Source organism: Fundidesulfovibrio putealis DSM 16056, assembly GCF_000429325.1.
GTDB lineage: Bacteria > Desulfobacterota > Desulfovibrionia > Desulfovibrionales > Desulfovibrionaceae > Fundidesulfovibrio > Fundidesulfovibrio putealis.
On the sequence record NZ_AUBQ01000003.1, the window covers coordinates 138,995 to 156,861 of the forward strand.

Sequence of the window (17,867 nt, forward strand, 5' to 3'; positions counted from 1 at the left end):
CACAGGGCCTGTGACGACACAAAAACGCCACAGGCCCGACATGGTTGTGCAACAGCTCCAAGGCATAGTTCCCGCAAATGTACAGACACACTTTTGTGGGAGGCGCAACATGCTGACACTGCACAACATCTCCAAACACTACCAGGACCATGTGGCCCTGCATAACACTACCCTTACCTTTGCGCCCGGCGCTTTCAACGTGCTGCTGGGGCCTTCGGGCGCGGGCAAATCCACGCTGTTGCGGTCCTGTAACCTTCTGGCGGAACCTTCAACCGGATATGTAGAGGCTGACGGCATAGGTGCTGTGCGCTCGCAAAGCCAAAGCCGCCAGCTGCGCCTTATGACGGCTTGTGTGTTCCAGCAGCACCAGCTTATTTTGCGGCAAAGCGTACTGACCAACGTGCTTAATGGCCGCGTGGGCGCGCGTCCTCTTTGGGCGGGCCTTCTTCCCACACCCAGGGCCGACATAGAAGACGCCCTGCGTTGCCTTGAACGCGTTGGCCTTGAAGACTATGCCCTGACACGGGCCGGCAGCCTTTCCGGCGGGCAACAGCAACGCGTGGGCATTGCCCGTGCGCTTATGCAAAAGCCTCGCATACTTCTGGCAGACGAGCCTGTGGCCAGCCTTGACCCGACCCGGGCAGAAGAAGTGCTGGGTCTGTTGCACAACATCTGCCGCGAAGACGGCCTGTGCGCGGTGGTAAGCCTGCACCAGGTCCGCTTTGCCAAACGCTTTGCCGACCGCATCATTGCCCTGCGCGCGGGCCGCGTCGTTTTTGACGGTACGCCAGAGGTTCTGACGCAGGAAGCCCTGACGCACATTTATGCGCCACAGACTGAAACACCCCTTTGTTCTGCCATAAAACCGCAACGCCCCACCGAACCGCCTGTCGCTTTTAACCAAACCGCGCGGGCCAGTTGAACCCTGTGCGGGCCTTTCCGTTAGGTCTTTATATCTACATCAACTCTTTCTTTTGCGAGGATACCACCGTGCATCGTTTGCTTGTCGCCCTTTTTCTGTTTTGCGCCCTTATTGCCCACGGCACAGCCGTGGCCGCCGACGCCGACCCCAAAGTGTTGAAGGTGGCCCTGCTGCCCGACGAAAGCCCCAGTACCATCATCAAGAACAACCAGACCTTGAAGGCCTATCTTGAAAAAGCCCTGGACAAAAAAGTCGACCTGGTCGTGACGACCGACTATTCCTCCATGATTGAGGCCATGCGCCACGGCCGCCTTGAACTGGCTTTCTTCGGTCCTCTTTCCTATGTCATGGCAAAGTCCAAATGCGACATAGAGCCGTTTGCCGCCATGCAGAAAAAAGGCAAGAATACCTATCGCGGCGTGGTTATCGCCAACACCAGCGCGGGCATCAACACCCTGGAAGACATCAAGGGCAAGAAGATGGCCTATGGCGACACCGCCTCCACCTCTTCGCACCTGATCCCCAAGTCACTTTTGGCGGCAAAGGGTCTGGAAGCGCGCCGCGACTATGAAGCCCACTTTGTGGGAAGCCACGATGCCGTGGCCCTGAATGTCCAAAACAACAACGCCCAGGCTGGCGGCCTTTCAGAAACCATATTTGAAGCCCTGGTGGAAAAAGGCACCATCTCCAAAGACAAAGTAAAGGTTCTTGCCGTGTCGGCAGAATTTCCCGAATACCCCTGGACCATGCGCAGCGACCTTTCCCCCGCGCTGAAAAAACGCATTCAAGATGCCTTTGTCGATCTGACTGATCCCGCGGTGCTGAAGCCCTTCAAAGCCGACGGTTTTACCCGGATCACCGACAAAGATTACGACGTGGTGCGCGACCTGGCGAAGATTCTGAACCTTGACCTGGCTAAAATGTAAGGATGACCGCGGTGGAATCTACCTTTATTGTCAACAACGTCGCCCAAAATTACCGCGAACGCCTGGTGCTGATAGGCTGCATCGCCCTGGGCATAGCCCTGTGCGTTGCCTATTCCGGCCTGGCAGATGTGCCGCGCATTCTTGAGGGCGGCCCCGCCCTGTGGCACCTGCTGGGCGAGATGACACCCCCGGACCCCAGCAACTGGCGCTCGTGGCTGGGTCCGCTTATGGACACCATCGCCATGAGCGTGGCCGGTACGTTTCTGGCCGTATGCCTTTCGCTGCCCCTGGGCTTTCTGGCGGCGGCCAACGTTTCGCCCCACCCCGTTGTCTACCGTCTGGCACGCAGCCTGCTGAACACTTTGCGCGCCGTGCCGGAACTGATCATGGGTATTCTTTTTGTGGCGGCTGTGGGTTTTGGCGCATTACCGGGCGTGCTGGCCCTGGGTCTGCATTCCGTGGGCATGGTGGGCAAATTTTTTGCCGAAGCTGTGGAACACTGCGACCCCAAACCCGTTGAGGCCATCCGGGCCACGGGCGCGAACCCCCTGAAAGTGCTGGTGTACGGCGTCATGCCGCAGGTGCTTCCGCAACTGGCCGACATTACCGTGTACCGCTGGGAATATAACTTTCGCGCCTCCACTGTCATGGGCATGGTGGGCGCTGGCGGCATAGGGTTTGAACTTATGGCTTCCCTCAGGCTTATGCAATATCGCGAAGTGTCCGCGATATTATTGCTTATTCTTGTCATGGTGACACTGGTAGACGCCCTTGGGTCGTGGTTGCGAGGAAAATGCGCATGAGTCAAAAACCCCTTTGTGTGGTCACCCACTGGGTGCACCCTGAAATCATCAACTATCTTGAACCGCATTGCCGTCTTGTCGTTAACAAAACCCGCGAAACCTGGCCGCGCCAGATCCTCTTTGACCATCTCAAAGAGGCGGACGCCGCCATGATGTTTATGCCTGACTGGGTGGATGCCGAACTGCTGGACAATGCCCCCCGCCTTAAAATCGTGGGGGCAGCCCTCAAGGGCTATGACAACTTTGATGTGGACGCGCTGACGTCCAGGGGCGTGTGGCTTTCCTACGTGCCGGACCTTCTGACCATTCCCACGGCAGAGCTGACCATTGCCCTTATGCTGGCCCTGGGACGTCATGTGCTGCCAGGGGACAAACGGGTGCGCAGCGGGGCTTTTGAAGGCTGGCGGCCCATTTTTTACGGCCAGGGCCTGCACGGCTCCACCGTGGGCATCATCGGTCTGGGCCGCCTGGGCCAGGCCGTGGCCCAACGCCTGGCAGGCTGGGGCGTGAAGCTTATTGGCTATGACATTGCCGAACTGCCGGATGAACGCAAACGCGAACTTGCGCTGGCGCAAACAGATATGCCCACGCTGCTTGCCACTGCCGACTGGGTGGTGTGCGTAAGCCCGCTGACCCCTGAATCAAAAGGGCTTTTGGGCGCGGCCGAACTGGCCGCTATGAAACCCGGCGCGTTTCTTGTCAACACCGGGCGCGGCTCGTGCGTGGACGAAGAGGCCGTGACAGAAGCCCTGGAAAAAGGCCATCTTGCAGGCTATGCCGCCGACGTCTTTGCCTTTGAAGACTGGGGGCTGGCAGACCGCCCCCGCGATGTGCCCGAGGCCCTGCGGGACCCCGGTCTGCGCACTGTGTTCACCCCGCACCTTGGATCGGCCGTGGAACAGGTGCGCATTGATATCGCCATGGAAGCAGCCCGCAACATTGTGGACGTGCTCTGCGGCAAAGCGCCCCGAAATCCCGTAAACACAATCTGAAAAACGTTTGCGACCTGGCTTTTTGCCAATAAACAAAAAACGCCGCCCGTGATGCATACACGCGGGTGGCGCTCTTTTTCCCCCCGTACGTACAAGCCGAAACGTCTCGTGCTAAAAGCAGGCGGGGCTGTTCGCTTGCAGGCGAACCTTGCACATAACGCGTGTCATCACGGGGCCGATTGGACATGACGCCATAAAGGCTTTTCGTGCCCAGCCTTAAAGCTGACAACCCCGATGCCGTCCTGGGTGCGGTCCAGGCGGTAGATGGTTGTCTCCAGATAGGGGGTCAGCGTTTCTGCCGGGTCCAGGGGGCGGGGCGGTTCCTGTACATACACGCCGTACAGTTTCAGCTGCTCATACCCCCATTTACCAGTACATTCTGGCGGACAAAAAACGAGGAGGAACGCTGCACAGCCATTTGCGCTGCCAGCGCAAACGCAAACGACGATATGGCAAACCCGACAGACGAGGTCAAATCAAGGGGCGTATCAGCATAGACATACGCCCGTCCATTGTTGCCGAGCGCTCACGCCTTGGTGATTGGGAGGCTGATACCGTTGAAGGCAGTAAAGGAGGCCCCGTTTTGGTGACACTTGCAGAGCGTAAAAGTCGTCTTTTCCTGTTTGGCAAGGCTCCCAACAAAAGCGCCAGCGAAGTAAGGCGGGTCATTGAAGGACTCTTGACACCCATTAAGGACTTTGTTCAGACTATTACCTATGATAACGGCAAGGAGTTCAGCTACCATGCCGATGTGTCAGCTACACTCGAGGCTCAGGGATTTTTTGCGCACCCCTACCATTCGTGGGAGCGTGGCTTGAACGAGAACTCCAATGGCCTTCTACGCCAATACTTCCCCAAGGGGGTAAGCTTGGCATCGGTCACGCAAGATGAGATCATAGCGGCAATGTGCCGCTTGAACTGGCGGCCTAGAAAATGCCTTGGGTTTAAGACACCCTATGAAGTTTTTTTAGAAGACGCCAATACCCAAGGACTGGGTGTTGCACTTTGAACTTGAAACCGCGTTGCGTAAAAGTGGTAAATTTTTTCACGAACGTAGTTATGTCTTTTCGGGGTTTTAGCTTCTGGGCGCACTAGGTGGATTCGGCCTGGCCAGCTCCTGCAGGAGGTCAACGGCGTTAAATCCTTCCCACTCACGGGGGCAATTGTAGGGTTCTGAGCGGTGCGTTTTCCCACCGCGAATGCCCCCCTGAGAGCCGCCAGGCTCGAAGGGGGAAGACTTGGGCGCTATTCTTTCCCTATTTCAGCCGTGAGACTGTCTTCCGGGTCTTGGGAGATAAGCAGAGTGACCACCCGGCCATCTTGAAGGCCTACGAAGTGGGTGCATTCGGCAGAGTTGTCCAAGGTCCGGTAAAAGGTGGCGACGATCTTGGCCTCGGGGTTTAAATCTTCCAGCTTGTCTTTCAGTTGCTGGACGGTCCAGGCCAGTTCCTGGTGCCGGGCGTAAGCTGCCTCGCGTTCTTCTTCGGTCATGGCCAGTTCTTCGGCCATGCCGTAGGCCTCGGGAGCCGTCAGGAGTTGCAAGGCGTCTTCGGCCAGGGCCTTGATAGGACCATTTTCGGGGGCTGCGTTAAGGATGGCCTGGATGCGTTGGGCGACGAGTTCAGGATATTCGATCACGGCATGGTTCCTTTCCCTTGATTCGTGCTATGCTGGTTCAACCGCTGAAATTCTTGCCGAAGTCTACATAAAACCACTTATGAGCCCCGTTCTGTCGGGCCTGGGCAGGACTTTGCGCGTCCACCTGGACGGTCCCCGCCCCCTGTCCTGCAAACCCCGTCACCGGCACGGTGGCCACCCGGAATCGTGCTACGATGTGCCACGAAAAACATCTAGCGTGTCACTGCTGGCCGTGGAAATTTTGATCGTTCCCGTGGGCTTTCCCGCCGCGTCTTCGGAGAGGGTCGATTCAATCCCGTGTCTGGCCATTATGGCCAAAGCGTCTTTCGGGAACAGGGCATATTCCCCAGCAAGCGCCTTGAACAGGTCGGGGATGACCTGGCCCAGGTCGTCGGACTCCTCGATGTCCAGGGCAATGGTGATGTTCAGTTTCATGTCTTTTCTCTTCTGCCTTTCGGCTGTTCTCTTGTGCGGACAGGGAACCCAAGCCCCCTGCGAGGCTGCGCCCCTTGGGGGGGAGTTCAAGACTCCGAATACTTGAACGCATACCGGACAAAGAGCCAAAGCAACAGGCCGCTTGCCTGGATGGTCAGAATGAAGCCCCACGCATCCACGGGGTATAAGCTATCTAAGAGCTTTTGTACCGCAGGAAAATAATCGCTTATTGCTGATACAAATTGCAAAACAAAACCAGCAACCATTAACCAGATAGCACTTATTGCACCAATTCTCACCGTGGAATATTGTTTTGCATTAGTACGAGAAAGTTCAACGTACTCTGTTTCATCAGGCAACTCAAGAGTTGGGATAATTATCCTACCATCCTTAGAAACCACCCTAGAAATAGGCAATCCATAAACAGCAATCAAGATTGAGCCAACTGTATTCAAAATTAAGCCAATAATACTGAGCATAGCTAATACACCTCCGAATGCTTCATATGCTCTGCCCAAATGGCGCTATAAACCTTCGCCCGCAGCTAAGCAGAGAAGCTCCCTCTTCGAGGCTGCGCCTCTTGAGGGAAGATGTTCACGATCTCGGAGCCTGGTCCCCCGGAGCCTTCTTCATGATGCTGAATTTCAAGGTGGACAGGTCGAAGCCGCGCCTCTCCAGTTCCGTGCGCACGTCGTCGTTGAGCACGTTCAAAAGGTAGTTGGCGCTGGCTCTGTTCACTCCTTCACCATGATCCGCTACAAAGTCGTATCCTTCGTGAGGATGCCAGCCCCAGGACAGGCACAACTCGCCCGGCTTTGCTCTCTTGTACCGTTGCTTCCTGGCCTTCATGTCTTGCGCCTTTTGCTGCTAATGCTTTCTGCGCCAATTCCATGGCGCGGTAGGATTGGGCTGGCCCCAAAGCCCGGCCTTGGCGGTGCGTGCCGAGGCCTCAGTCTCCTTCCAGGCTTCGCACGTCGGCGTTTTGCAATACCGGGTATAGTGCCAGGCTAGGCCTGCCCGAAGCAGCTCCTGATTCAATACAGGCCCATCGGGCTTGCCCAGCCGCACAACGGCCACTAAGCGCCCGTAATGGTCCTTGTCGATAACATCCAGGAAGACCTGGCCCCCGGCCTGGACGATCTTTGATGTCACGAAGTCCTTGGCCTCCTGGCCAAAAGGCTGGTCCTTCTCCGGGCAGTCGATGCCGTACAGACGCACGCGGGCATTCCCAACGTGCAACGTGTCGCCGTCGCTCACCTTCCTGACCTGGCCAGCCTCCCACGCCATGGCCACCACCGGCAGCACCAGAACCGTGAGGATCAGCGCAATAAACGCCGGGAAGATTCTCTTCATGTCTTTCATTTTCTTTTGCCTTGCTTGTGCGTCTTTCGCCGGTTGACTCAAACCGTCAGATGATGCTCCATGATGTTATTGTCCGGCATCTTCTTTCTGAGGCTATCAACATACCGCCTCGCATTGTAAGCCTCTCGTGGTGCAAGAGCCCCTTTGAAGACGTACCACTCCCCGGCGAATCCATGGTCCAGGCCAAGCCTTTCAAAGCGTTCCAAAACTTCATCGTCCGGTTTTGCATCGAAAATATATTCGACGTGATCGAAGTCAGGCATGATGAGTACTCCTTCTTGATGGAATCAAGATCATTGGTTGTTCATCATCCTAAGCAGCTTGTCTTTCTGCTCTTTTATCTTCGCCGCATCGCTCTTGGCCTTGCCATCCTTCTTGCATTCTTCTCCGGCCTCTATAATTTTTTCGTAATCCTTCTTCACTATGCGTCCAACCTCCATCAAATTCTTGCTGATCGCCAAAACACTCGGGCACGCTTCAGAGAGCTTGACGACTTCGGCATACTGATCAGCCGTTATTTCGTCGTAATTGCTGCCAGTGCAATTCGAAAACATAACCGTGACAACGACAAATAATGCAACAATTCCAACCAGTACTTTCCAATTTAATTCATCACGCACGGTACTTCTCCTTATCTTGCGTTTGGTGTTTCCGAACTTGCTATTTCAGGCGTGGAAACCATTTTGCCAGCCTTACGCAGAACGCCTTGCCGCTCCTGCCCGTTCAGGAAGTTCACCCTCTCGGCCGCCGCATCAGGATCGGTGTGGTCGCTCTCCGGCATCCAGGCTCCGTCCGGCAGGAAAAAGCCAACGGTCCAAGTCTCCTCATCGGTCTTCCCGTACACGTATCTTCCGGGGAGGGTGGGTCTTTCTTCCTCGTCGTCCACGCCACCATTCTGCATCTTTTTTTCAAAGTTGACCGTACGTTGAATCATAACGACAACAACGGTGATCAGCAGGCTGGCGAATGCCATTGTTACGAATTCTGAGTTGTACAGCAGAAACCTTTTAGGGATGTGATGTCCCTCCGCACCCGCGAAGAGCACACCTATCCAGACCAATGCCAAGATGAAGGAATACAGGATGTTGACTCCTATGCGAATCAGAAACAGCACGACTACCACAACGAGAATGCAGTTGATGATAAGCATGGGAACCTCCTTTGCTTCCGCCCTAAAAGCCGTGCTTACGAAGATATTCGTCCAATGCTTCGCGAACGGCCCAGGCTTCTTTCATGCGCTGGTTGTAGCAATAGCTCCGCAGCCGGTCATAAAGCTCATCTGAGAAAACGACGGTCTTCCTCACTTCGCCTTTTTGCTCTTTCGTATCTGTGTCTTTGATCAAATTATCATCATCGCCTTTTTGCTTTTTCGCCTTGCCAGACTTACGCAAATCAGGATTTGCGTCTTCACGACCTTGCGCCTTTTCACCATCGCGTATCTGTGAAGACTGGCCCCCCTCCTCTTCGGTCACGTCCGTCCGCTTGAACAGCTCCCCGCCCTTGATTCCTTTCCCGAGTACCATGTCACGCCCTCCGTGCGATTTCGTTTGCAAGCCTGTCGTAGTCCTCAGCGCCAGCGCTTCCTGGCCGGTAAGCCTGGATGTCCTTGCCGTGGCTGGGTGCCTCGGCCAAGGCCACGGCATCGCGAATCTTCGTTTCGAAAAGGATGTCCGGGAAGGCTCGGCGCAACTCGTTGAACACGTCGCGGTTCAAAGTCTTGCGCTTGTCGTAGAACGTCACGGCTATGCCCAGGACACGCAGCATGGGGTTAAGGTCCCGCACCATGGCCACAGTGTTGTGGAGCAGTTCCAGCCCCCTCAGGGCGTGAAATTCAGCCTGTACCGGGATAACGATCTCATCCGCCGCCACCAGGGCGTTGACGGTGACGAGGCCCAGGTTCGGCGGACAGTCCAGGAGCACAAAATCATACGCCTCGATGTCGCTCAACGCCTTCTTCAGCATGTTCTCTCGCCCGATCCTGCCCGCAAAGGTAAGGTCGGCCTGCGCCAGGCTCATGGTAGCCGGAAGAAGGTCCAGCTCGCCCTTGCGGACGACCTCCCCCATGCTGGCCCGCCCGTCCATGACGTCATAGACGCTCGCTTCCAGTTCATCCGGTTCGATGCCGCACGATGCGGTCAGGCTGCCCTGGGCGTCCAGGTCCACCAGCAGGACACGGCACCCTGCCCGTGAAAGGGCCGCCCCGACATTCTGAACGGTCGTCGTCTTCCCGACCCCGCCCTTTTGGTTCACAAAAGCTATTTTGCGCATATTGGCACCTCACTAAATGTGATGAGTCATATTTCCACAAAGGCATACTTTCGTCAAGTAATAAATTGTAAAATGAGAATTTGATAATTGTATGGTACGATTCATCACAAATCTGGCCGGGGGGGTTGACACGACGCGGAATTGTCTATACATTTTGACCATGCAATTTGAATGGGACAAAACAAAGGCTCAGGCTAACCTGGACAAGCACGGCTTGGATTTCGAGGATGCCAAGAAAGTTTTTTCCCGTCCTGTCGTGATAACGCCGGATGCGCGGCGCGACTATGGCGAGCTGAGATACAAAGCCTTGGGGGAGCTTGACGGAGTGATAGTCTACATCGCCTTCACGCCCCGAAGGGATGCAGTTCGCATCATTTCCATGCGCCCGGCCAATAGAAAGGAGCGTGAAGCGTATGCCAAATCCCACCAAAAGCGACCTTAGCCGCGTTCGGGCCATGTCTGACGCTGACATAGAGCGAATTGCTTTGGAAGACCCTGACGCCCAACCCATGACGGACGAAGAGTTGGCGCAAGCAAAACGGATGCGCCTGGATGATTTTTTGCCAACTACCAAGGCAAAAGTTTGTTTGCGGCTGGATCAGGACGTGGTGACATGGTTCCGTGCCCGTGGGCGCGGGTATCAAACCAAGATCAATGCCGCCTTGCGAGCCTTCATAGATTCCCAGGAACATCGGCCCCGGCCCTAACCTAAGGCACCCCCTGGCTCTGCGAAAACCCTCTTCACGCCGCTTCGGCGTGTAGGCTCTTCGCGGAGCGTACCCAAGCCATACAGCGTCGGTCCATGGCCACGAGCTGCGCTAGAGTATGGCTTGCGTTAGTCCACCCCGCGCCCTCACCGGCCTGCCTTTAAAATGGTCCTCGTAGCCGAACATGCTGCACCTGGTCATACGCGGGCACGGGCTCCGGCCCGCTTCGGGCCGGTGGGGGCCTGTGTGCTTTTCGCTGGAGGTAGCCGCCCGAAAAGGGCAGCCCTGGACGGTCGCGCTGAGGTTTTCGCGAAAGCGTCCAGGGCCAGGCATTGCGCGTTTACGGCGTTCTTTCTTGGTGGGCTGGTTTGCGGTTCAAACCTGGTCAACCGTCTCGGGGCTTTTGAAGGCCCCCACAGTGGCGTTATGGTGGCATTCGGGACAGGCGCAAAAAGAGGTGTCTTCCCATTCTGCGCCCTCGTAGTCTTCAACACCATTGTCCGAGACGCGAAAGGTAGTCGTGCCAACGATGTCAAACGGACCTTCGTTGCCGCATTTCGGGCAAACCATGCCCTCTAGGCAATTGATGTTCATGACACTGCTCCCTCAATTTAGTGTTTCTGTTCCTGCTTCAATCCAGGCACACAGACGCGCCTGGATTGCGTGCTGGGCCAGAAACGGGCCGTTAGTCTTCGGTGTCGGGGTTTTCGTCCTGTTCCTCCTCGAAATGCGTTTCGGACAGGCGCACCGCATCGGCAAAATCGAAGTCCTCGGCCTCGTGAGCGGCCAGGTGGCGGAGGTCCGAAAGAAGATCGGTCAAGTCGTCTTGCCCGACCTGGCCACCTTCCCCGAGGCATTGCGCCTTGTAGAATTCCAGGGCCTGCATTGCGCGTTCGCGGCGTTCTTCGTTCGTGGGCATGGTGGGGACTCCTTATTGCTCGGACTTTGAAGGGTAGATTGTGGCGATGTTGTCCCGGTGAATCGAGCCGCATTTTCCGCCGTCCGTGTTCGTAGGGAATCCGTCGCGGTTGAACATCCGAAGGGCCGGGCGTTTCTCTTGCGCGAGCTGGTACGCGGCCACGTAGTGCAAACCGCCGTACACTGAACGCACAAGGCAAAGCTCTTCGGGCTTGAGTCCATTGTAGTAGTTCGGGGCTTTGGTCTGCATGGCTTTTCTCCGGGGTTTTGTGTCTTTGCTTCTTGCCTTCTCTCCCCCCCAACATCCTTCCGGCGGAGGGGGGGAGGGGCAGGGCCTTTCATCTTCAAAAGGCCTGACCCTCCCCCATCCCGCCGGAAGGCCGCGAACTCTGGAAAATGCGTGCTGTTGCCCGTGGCCAGGTAGCAGGCCGAGTGACAGGGCCTCGGGCTTTGACGAGGACCTGGCGCGAAGGCGTGCATTGGCCACGGGCAAGCCTTCAGCACGCCACCGCCCAGCGGTTCTGTGCTCTTAGCCTTCCTGGGCTCCGGCTGTTTGGATTTGAGGAGCCGACAAGGCGCCGATCTCCGCCCCGGTTCATCCGGGGCAATCGCCGGGTCCAGGGCCGGGCACCGGCCCTGGTCGCGGGAGAGCGCGAGAGGGGGGGCGACTCCCCCCTCTCGCCCGATTTTGAAGTTCCCTTCCCCGTCCAGGCCTGAAGGCCTGGACGATGGAAGAGGTAGAAGGACTAGATCAGGCTTTGCATCTCAGCACGTTCCCGGACATGGGGTTTACTGATGGTGAGCAGGGCGACCCTGACGCCTGTTCCCGCTTCCTTGAAGGAGCCCTCCGGGAGGTTTTCCCAGGTAGTGGCCAGGGGCTTCAGCTCGTCATTCTGGCGCGGCCCGTTGGCGCACAGGGCCACCAGGACGCCCCCAGGGCGGAGCATGTGCAAGGCGTGCTTGATGTGCTTGATGTCCACGCCGTTCTCAAAGGGCGGATTCATCACGATCCGGTCAAAGGTGCCAAGGTCGCCGTTGCAGGCCAGGAAATCCGCCCGGTGGATGTGGAGCCCGGACAGGCCCAAGCGCGTCAGGCCCTCGGCGAGGTCCAGGTTGATTTCCACGGCTACCTTGTCGGGCTGGTCGCCGATGGCCCGGAGCAGGTTGCCCGTGCCTGCGCTGGGCTCAAGCACGCGGTGATCGGGGTGGATGTCGGCCAGGTCCACCATTTGCTCGGCGATCGCGTTCGGGGTGGGGAAGAGCTGGGGCACGGCCTTGACCTCCACGGGCTTCTTGGCAGCCTCCTTGAGAGCCTGAAAGGCTTTGTCGTCTTCGTTTTCTTCCTTGGACGGCGCGGGGACAATCGGGCGCGGTTGGGGTTTGGGGGCCTCAACCTCGATCGTGGCCGGGCGTTCGTGCACTTTGGCGTCGGTCAGGTAGACGCACACAAGCGCGCTCTTGACGATGGCGATCCTGACGCGGTGGGAATTGTCCACCATTCGTGTGCCTTTATAGTCGCGCCAGATGGCCGCATATTCGGCTTGCGTCATCTCTACCTGTGCGAAGGGCTCAGACTGGCCGCGTCCGTCGAACCTCGTGATGGCGATGCCTTCGGGCGCGCGATAGTTGCAGATGGGGAGTTGCTTAGGGCGCGGCTTCTTCTCCAGCAGCGCGCTTGCGCCCTGTTCTTCCAACATGGCCTTTTCGTAGGCCAGCCGGTTGTCATAATGGGCAATCCATCGGTCGTGCCAGGGGATCATCCTGGAGTGTGCTTCCACTGCGATGTCGCGGGCCTGCTCGGGCGTGATTATGTTATCCTCTAAGGCGCTCCAAAGGCTTCGCGATCCTTCGTAGGTGTTTTCCGTGCGCGGGTACTCGGAGAGCGGGAAGCAGCGTGAGATATGGTCACGGTCGGTGATGTAAAGCGCCCGCTCGCGGAAGGTCAGGGGCTCGCCGTCCTTACGTTTGATAGCGGCTGCGTCGTTGGCCCACAGTTTCAGGAACATTTCCGCTTGCGCCTTGCTGCGCTCCTGCTTCCGCTTGTCTGCTTCAAGGGTCTTGATGCGGCGAGCGCGCACGCCGGGGAGTTCCTTGTATTTTGCATGGGCCAAGGCACCGGCTGCCCTGGTGGTCCAGTATTTTGACGTTTCCCAAAGGTTTACGGCCTTCCGCATGCCGTTTTCGATGCGCTCCGCGTCCTTTCTTGCGCGTTTCTCGCTGTGGTGCCCCACAAGGATCGGCTGGCCAAGCGGGATGCCGTCCGCGAGCGTGTCAACGGCTTTGCGGGCGCTGTGCGCATCCGCTGCCCGCTTTTCGGAGTAGCCCTCGAACCGCTCGGCGCGATCTTCGGCACGATCAACCAAGCTGGTGTCTTCGTCGCCAATCTCGCCGCACAGTTCAAGCGCGAGATCCTCACGCTCGGGCGTCCACATCGGGGCAACGAAAAGCTCTTGCTGCGGTGCCCACTTATACCCGGCGGCCTTCACGCGGGCGTATGTTCCGGCGTCCAGGCGGCTTGAGGCGTACAGCCGCAACTTGTTGTCTTCGGGCGAATATGTGGCGGTCATGGTCTGCATGGCTCTTCTCCGGGGGGTTGTGTCTTTGCTTTTTGCCTTCTCTCCCCCCAACATCCTTCCGGCGGAGGGGGGGAGGGGCAGGGCCTTTCACTCTTCAAAGGCCTGCCCCTCCCCCATCCCGCCGGAAGGCCGCGAACTCTGGAAAATGCGTGCTGTTGCCCGTGGCCAGGTAGCAGGCCGAGTGACAGGCCGAAGGCTTTGCGTAGGCCTGGCGCGAAGGCGTGCATTGGTCACGGGCAAGCCTTCAGCACGCCACCGCCCAGCGGTTCTTTGCTCTTAGACTCCTGGGCTCTGGCTGTTCGGATTTGAGGAGGCGAGAACTCGCCGATCTCCGCCCCGGTCGTCCGGGGCAATCGCCGGGTCCAGGGCCGGGCACCGGCCCTGGTCGCGGGAGAGCGCGAGAGGGGGGCACCCCCCTCTCGCCGGCTGCGGATTGAAGCAGTAAAAATGAAGCGCGCCCGGCGTTTCACGCCAGGCGCGCTCAAAAGGGGGAAACCGGGCCTTGCGGCCCGGGGTATCAACAGTGGTTGTGCGAGTGACGGCGGTGACGGCCCTTCCGTGGCGGAAGCCGGAAGGTCAGGATAAGCGCGACTGTGGCCATGAGCGCCAACACGACGACAAAGAGGGTTTCGGTGTATGTCATTTGCACACCCTCCAGGTTATAACTTGCGAAATTGCTAGGCATCCAATGCCTATCCAAATTCCCAACGGCCGATCTTGAAAGAAGCCTACCAACAAAGAGCCAGCCGCGACCTTTTCAAAGGCATCCGCGAAACGCTTCAATACTGCCGTCACAATGCCTCCTTACTCATCCCTGGCAGGGGTTGTCCAGCCTTAAGCAGAACCTTCCCCGACAAAAGCCCCCTCGCACTTTGCGCACATCATGGCCAGACCGGGCTTGCCCCAGGCGTTTTGCCCGCATGGGCATGTGTATTTGAGCTTGCTTTGCCTGGGCTTTCTGGGCTTGGGCTCACCACCTTCGCCCTCCTCGCCATCGGCCTGGACCGGTGCCGTGGGCAAGCAATCCACGCTCTGAAAGTTGAAGCGGAAACCGGCGGCAAGTAGCTCCTGGCAGACCTGTTCAAACAGTCCGCCGGGCATCACATAGTCGGACATGCTCGGGCCGACTTTACGGCCCCCAGGCTGGCCAGTGTCGGAAGGTATGAGTCCGATTGCCTCCATCTTCCCCGCCCATTCCTTGTTGTGGTAGCCGCCCCGGGTGGGCTTGCCGAAGCACCACTGCCAGTGATGGGCCATTTCGTGCCCGAGGGTCTGCAATATCTCAACGTCCGTCTGCTTCCGAAAGACTGCGGGGTTCAAAGCCAACTCCGGGACACTGCCGGAACCGTCCCGGCGCTCGAACCGTCCCGGCGAGTAGTACCCGCACGAGCCCGCCTTGCGCTGGTAGGTGATGAGCAAATCGGGCAGCTCACCATCGAACAGGCGCTCATTGAAAAAGGCGTAAGCACGCTCGATTCCGGTGTATTCCCTGCCAGTAAGTTCCGGTTTAGCGCCCATGATCTTCCTCTTGATTAGTACGAAACACTTTTAGGTCCCATCATCCCGTATGGGCGGCGCATCCAGCCGGACACGCCGCCCTTGCCTATTCCCTAGAACGGCACGTCATCCATGCCCGAGGCCTCGGACGGGAAAGCCGGACCGTAGTCATCTTCGCCCCCTGACTTGTTCTTGCTGTCCTCGCCCTCGGACTTCTTCTTCTCCAGGAACTTGATGCAGTGGGAGCCGTTGGCCAGAACGATTTCAGTCATGTAGTGCTTTTGGCCGTCCTTCTCCCAGGAACGAGTCTTCAAAGAGCCTTCGACGTAGACCAGGCGGCCCTTGTAAAGATGCTCGGCGTAGAACTTTGCCGATTCGCCGAACACCTTGACGCGGTGCCACTCCACCGCCTGGACTTTCTCCCCGGCCTGGTTCTTGTAGGTTTCGCTGGTGGCCACGTTCATTTCGGCCACGGCACGCCCGGAGGGCAGGTATGTGAGCTTGGGGTCCTGGCCCAATCTGCCGATGAGGGACACCTTGTTCATGCTGTTCAGGCTGCTCATGTCTTTACTCCTTATGCCTTTAGGGTTTTCGTCTTTTGCTTTCTGCCTTACCCCCACCGTTCCTTCGGCGGAGGGGGGGAGGGGCAGGGCCTTTCATCTTCAAAAGGCCTGCCCCTCCCCCATCCCGCCGAAGGGCCGCGAAATCTGGAAAATGCGGGCTGTTGGCCGAGGGCAGGTAGCAGGGCGAGTGACAAGCCTGGAGGCTTTGCGGAGGGCTTGGCGCGAAGCCGTGCATTGCCCTTGGCCAAGCCTTCAGCCCGCCACCGCCTAGCGGTTCATTGTTCATCGGTTCCTGCCTTCGGCTGTATGTCTTTGAGGCGTGCGAGGAGCCGCCGGTCTTCGCCCCGGACCCCCCAAGCGTCCGGGGCAATCGCCGGGTCCAGGGCCAGGCTCTGGCCATGGTCGTGGGAGAGCGCGAGAGGGGGGCGACACCCCCTCTCGCTTTCCCCGTCCTAGTTGGAAGCCATCTGCACTTTGTCTTCATAGACGCCGTGCCTGACAAAGGCCTGCCCGGTCTCCAGCCGCTTGATGTCGTCCGGGTGCACGACGAACTCCCGCACCAGGCGGTTGCTCATCATGCCGGTGAACTCGTCCTCGTCTGACTGTGCTGTGGATTTGAGCGCCTCCTTTGTGCCGAACAAGCTTGCAAGCTCTTCGGCATCCTTGTGGTCGTTCTGCTTCTGCACCATGAGCGTGTTGCAGTTCTGGATGATCTGCCGGCGAAGAGCCTCGCCGCTCTCCAGCTTGTCGATGTCCGCCAGGCTCTGGAAGGCGAGGAGCGCTTCAAATCCCGCGCTGCGGGATTTGTTGATGATGTCCACGACCTGGTGCGAAGCGAAGACGTTGAATTCGTCGAAGAACAAGGCCACCGGCTCGGGGGTTTCCTGACTGTTTCGGGAGTGGACGGAAATGGCGGTTTTCAGGTCGTTGACGATGAGCCGCCCGAGCGCCCGGCTCTGTTCAGGATACCTCAGGCTGTCGAGGCTGAAGAGAACCGCCTCCTTGCGCTCGATGGAGTCGGCCAGGTTCAACCCGCCATCCTTGAAGATCGGCCGAAGATCTCCTTCGGCCAGCGCTGAAATGCGTCCCTGAAGGCCGGATACGGCCTTGGGATCAACATTCTCCATCAGCCGCCAGCAGCGGAGCGCTTCAGGCTCCACCACCTGCTCAGGCATTTTCCTGTCCACGTCCTCAGGACCGAAGGGTTCGACCTTCGCGTCCTCCTTCTGCTTCTTTGCCTTCTTGGGATCGTCTTTTATGCCCAGAAGCCGCTTCACGTTCCGGCGATCGCAGTATTCCACCACGTTGGAAAGGGAGGGGCGTTTTCCGCGCAATGTGAACGCGATGAGCAGTTGTTGCAGGAAGCTCCTGGCTCCGAGCTTGTAGTGTTCTTCGCTCCAGTCGAACAGGCCGATGATCTTATCCGTAAGTTCATCCGGGGTGCCTGACGAAAAGGCATTGTACGCGGTATCTCCGTCCATGGTGATGACGGAACAGGGAATTCCATAGTCAGCCATTGTGGATTTGAACTTTCGGATATTGCCACGGTCGCCCTTGCCATCCACGAAGACGATGGCCTTTCGATTCAGCGCGGCGTTAATGATGAAGTTGTAGAGGCTCACGGTCTTGCCCGCACCTGTAGTCCCTATGAGACAGAGATGCTGCGTGAGCCACTCGTGGGGAATGGCCACGGGCAATGCCGTCTTGAAGCTCAACCCGATGGGCACGGTGTTTTCCGTCTGCCTTGTGAAGCGCTTCCAGTGACGCGGCTTCAGCCGCTTCTCGCCCCTGTGTTGCGCGAGAACACCCTTGATGGAATCATGCTGCTTGAGTGACAGACCGGCCATCCCACAGGCGCAAGCGGTTGTCAGGGCAAGCAGGATGGACGGAACGATGAAAACCACCAGCCAGTCATACATGGGTTGATGGGTGAAGAAGTAAGGAATGCTTCGCGCGTCGGTATTTGCAATGGCCTCCATGCTGAAATATTCGTAGTGCCAGATTGCCAAAGTCTGAATAAACGCATTGCCTCGGTACAGAATGAACGAGCTTGAAAATAACACCACAAAGGCCACTGCCAGACTTTTTTTTAGCGTCCGCTTGGTGTCCGGGTCTTTCATGCGAAGCATGACCAGGCAGTACGCGACCGCGCCGAAGAATAATGGGATGGGAGACAACCAGAAGTTGAAGATGAAGTATGCGATGGGCAGGACGCCCAGCAGGGTCGTTTTCGCGTCGTCTTTTCTGATCATGCAACACT

The 17,867-nt window shown here is 57.8% G+C and carries 24 protein-coding genes; 7 read left to right on the forward strand and 17 right to left on the reverse strand.

The features are described from left to right. Positions 1-109 precede the first annotated feature (109 nt). The 5 genes from phnC (at position 110) to G453_RS26895 (ending at position 4,652) form a co-directional block, all read left to right on the forward strand. Positions 110-922, forward strand: a complete 813-nt coding sequence (gene phnC, locus G453_RS26890; RefSeq protein ID WP_072312567.1) for a phosphonate ABC transporter ATP-binding protein — start codon at positions 110-112, stop codon at positions 920-922. 68 nt (positions 923-990) lie between these two features. Next, positions 991-1,848, forward strand: a complete 858-nt coding sequence (gene phnD / locus G453_RS0100720; RefSeq protein WP_027189484.1) for a phosphate/phosphite/phosphonate ABC transporter substrate-binding protein — start codon at positions 991-993, stop codon at positions 1,846-1,848. Between the two features lie 11 nt (positions 1,849-1,859). Next, positions 1,860-2,651 (forward strand): phosphonate ABC transporter, permease protein PhnE, encoded by a 792-nt coding sequence (phnE, locus tag G453_RS0100725; RefSeq protein ID WP_027189485.1) that lies wholly within the window; start codon positions 1,860-1,862, stop codon positions 2,649-2,651. Continuing rightward, positions 2,648-3,643: a phosphonate dehydrogenase gene (locus G453_RS0100730; protein WP_027189486.1), complete on the forward strand. Its 996-nt coding sequence runs from the start codon at positions 2,648-2,650 to the stop codon at positions 3,641-3,643. Before phnE ends, G453_RS0100730 begins: the two co-directional genes overlap by 4 nt. 295 nt (positions 3,644-3,938) lie before the next feature. After that, a complete protein-coding gene (locus G453_RS26895) occupies positions 3,939-4,652 on the forward strand; it encodes an IS30 family transposase (RefSeq protein WP_424991852.1) in 714 nt (237 codons plus the stop codon). Positions 4,653-4,888: 236 nt separating this feature from the next. Here G453_RS26895 and G453_RS0100740 read toward each other — a convergent pair whose 3' ends face one another. The 10 genes from G453_RS0100740 to G453_RS0100780 all read right to left on the reverse strand — a co-directional run bounded on the left by G453_RS0100740 (position 4,889) and on the right by G453_RS0100780 (position 9,346). After that, a complete protein-coding gene (locus G453_RS0100740) occupies positions 4,889-5,281 on the reverse strand; it encodes a hypothetical protein (RefSeq protein WP_027189487.1) in 393 nt (130 codons plus the stop codon). Between the two features lie 189 nt (positions 5,282-5,470). After that, a complete protein-coding gene (locus tag G453_RS0100745) occupies positions 5,471-5,716 on the reverse strand; it encodes a hypothetical protein (protein WP_027189488.1) in 246 nt (81 codons plus the stop codon). Between the two features lie 86 nt (positions 5,717-5,802). Then, complete coding sequence (locus tag G453_RS27640; protein WP_156920739.1) at positions 5,803-6,195, reverse strand: hypothetical protein; 393 nt, start codon at positions 6,193-6,195, stop codon at positions 5,803-5,805. Positions 6,196-6,310: 115 nt separating this feature from the next. Then, complete coding sequence (locus G453_RS27645; RefSeq protein WP_156920741.1) at positions 6,311-6,454, reverse strand: hypothetical protein; 144 nt, start codon at positions 6,452-6,454, stop codon at positions 6,311-6,313. A gap of 129 nt (positions 6,455-6,583) precedes the next feature. After that, positions 6,584-7,078 (reverse strand): thermonuclease family protein, encoded by a 495-nt coding sequence (locus G453_RS0100755; RefSeq protein ID WP_051271322.1) that lies wholly within the window; start codon positions 7,076-7,078, stop codon positions 6,584-6,586. A gap of 38 nt (positions 7,079-7,116) precedes the next feature. After that, the gene (locus G453_RS0100760) at positions 7,117-7,341 is read right to left on the reverse strand and encodes a hypothetical protein (protein ID WP_027189491.1); all 225 of its coding nucleotides are present in this window, start codon (positions 7,339-7,341) and stop codon (positions 7,117-7,119) included. A 30-nt stretch (positions 7,342-7,371) separates the two neighbouring features. Beyond that, positions 7,372-7,698, reverse strand: coding sequence for a hypothetical protein (locus G453_RS0100765; RefSeq protein WP_027189492.1), 327 nt, complete (start codon positions 7,696-7,698; stop codon positions 7,372-7,374). Positions 7,699-7,709: 11 nt separating this feature from the next. Then, positions 7,710-8,228 carry a hypothetical protein gene (locus G453_RS0100770; protein ID WP_027189493.1) on the reverse strand — a complete coding sequence of 173 codons (519 nt, stop codon included), beginning with the start codon at positions 8,226-8,228 and terminating at the stop codon, positions 7,710-7,712. A gap of 22 nt (positions 8,229-8,250) precedes the next feature. After that, positions 8,251-8,601, reverse strand: coding sequence for a hypothetical protein (locus tag G453_RS0100775; protein ID WP_027189494.1), 351 nt, complete (start codon positions 8,599-8,601; stop codon positions 8,251-8,253). Between the two features lies 1 nt (position 8,602). After that, positions 8,603-9,346, reverse strand: coding sequence for a ParA family protein (locus tag G453_RS0100780; protein WP_027189495.1), 744 nt, complete (start codon positions 9,344-9,346; stop codon positions 8,603-8,605). A 160-nt stretch (positions 9,347-9,506) separates the two neighbouring features. Between G453_RS0100780 and G453_RS0100785 the strand changes: the two genes are divergently transcribed. Together G453_RS0100785 and G453_RS0100790 are read left to right on the forward strand one after the other, a co-directional pair. Next, a complete protein-coding gene (locus G453_RS0100785; protein WP_027189496.1) occupies positions 9,507-9,788 on the forward strand; it encodes a BrnT family toxin in 282 nt (93 codons plus the stop codon). Next, complete coding sequence (locus G453_RS0100790; RefSeq protein WP_169725267.1) at positions 9,760-10,053, forward strand: BrnA antitoxin family protein; 294 nt, start codon at positions 9,760-9,762, stop codon at positions 10,051-10,053. Before G453_RS0100785 ends, G453_RS0100790 begins: the two co-directional genes overlap by 29 nt. Positions 10,054-10,428: 375 nt before the next feature. Here the strand turns inward: G453_RS0100790 and G453_RS0100795 are convergent, their stop codons facing one another. The 7 genes from G453_RS0100795 to G453_RS21620 all read right to left on the reverse strand — a co-directional run bounded on the left by G453_RS0100795 (position 10,429) and on the right by G453_RS21620 (position 17,727). After that, positions 10,429-10,647: a hypothetical protein gene (locus G453_RS0100795; RefSeq protein WP_027189498.1), complete on the reverse strand. Its 219-nt coding sequence runs from the start codon at positions 10,645-10,647 to the stop codon at positions 10,429-10,431. A gap of 91 nt (positions 10,648-10,738) precedes the next feature. Next, positions 10,739-10,972: a hypothetical protein gene (locus G453_RS21610; RefSeq protein WP_043643885.1), complete on the reverse strand. Its 234-nt coding sequence runs from the start codon at positions 10,970-10,972 to the stop codon at positions 10,739-10,741. 12 nt (positions 10,973-10,984) lie between these two features. Beyond that, positions 10,985-11,221, reverse strand: coding sequence for a hypothetical protein (locus G453_RS0100805; protein WP_027189499.1), 237 nt, complete (start codon positions 11,219-11,221; stop codon positions 10,985-10,987). A 496-nt stretch (positions 11,222-11,717) separates the two neighbouring features. Continuing rightward, positions 11,718-13,547 carry a DUF3560 domain-containing protein gene (locus G453_RS25810; RefSeq protein ID WP_051271328.1) on the reverse strand — a complete coding sequence of 610 codons (1,830 nt, stop codon included), beginning with the start codon at positions 13,545-13,547 and terminating at the stop codon, positions 11,718-11,720. 834 nt (positions 13,548-14,381) lie between these two features. Further along, complete coding sequence (locus G453_RS0100815; protein ID WP_027189500.1) at positions 14,382-15,065, reverse strand: SprT-like domain-containing protein; 684 nt, start codon at positions 15,063-15,065, stop codon at positions 14,382-14,384. A gap of 92 nt (positions 15,066-15,157) precedes the next feature. Next, positions 15,158-15,607, reverse strand: a complete 450-nt coding sequence (locus G453_RS0100820; protein ID WP_043643887.1) for a single-stranded DNA-binding protein — start codon at positions 15,605-15,607, stop codon at positions 15,158-15,160. Between the two features lie 452 nt (positions 15,608-16,059). Then, positions 16,060-17,727: a type IV secretory system conjugative DNA transfer family protein gene (locus G453_RS21620; protein ID WP_169725268.1), complete on the reverse strand. Its 1,668-nt coding sequence runs from the start codon at positions 17,725-17,727 to the stop codon at positions 16,060-16,062. Between the last annotated feature and the right edge of the window lie 140 nt (positions 17,728-17,867).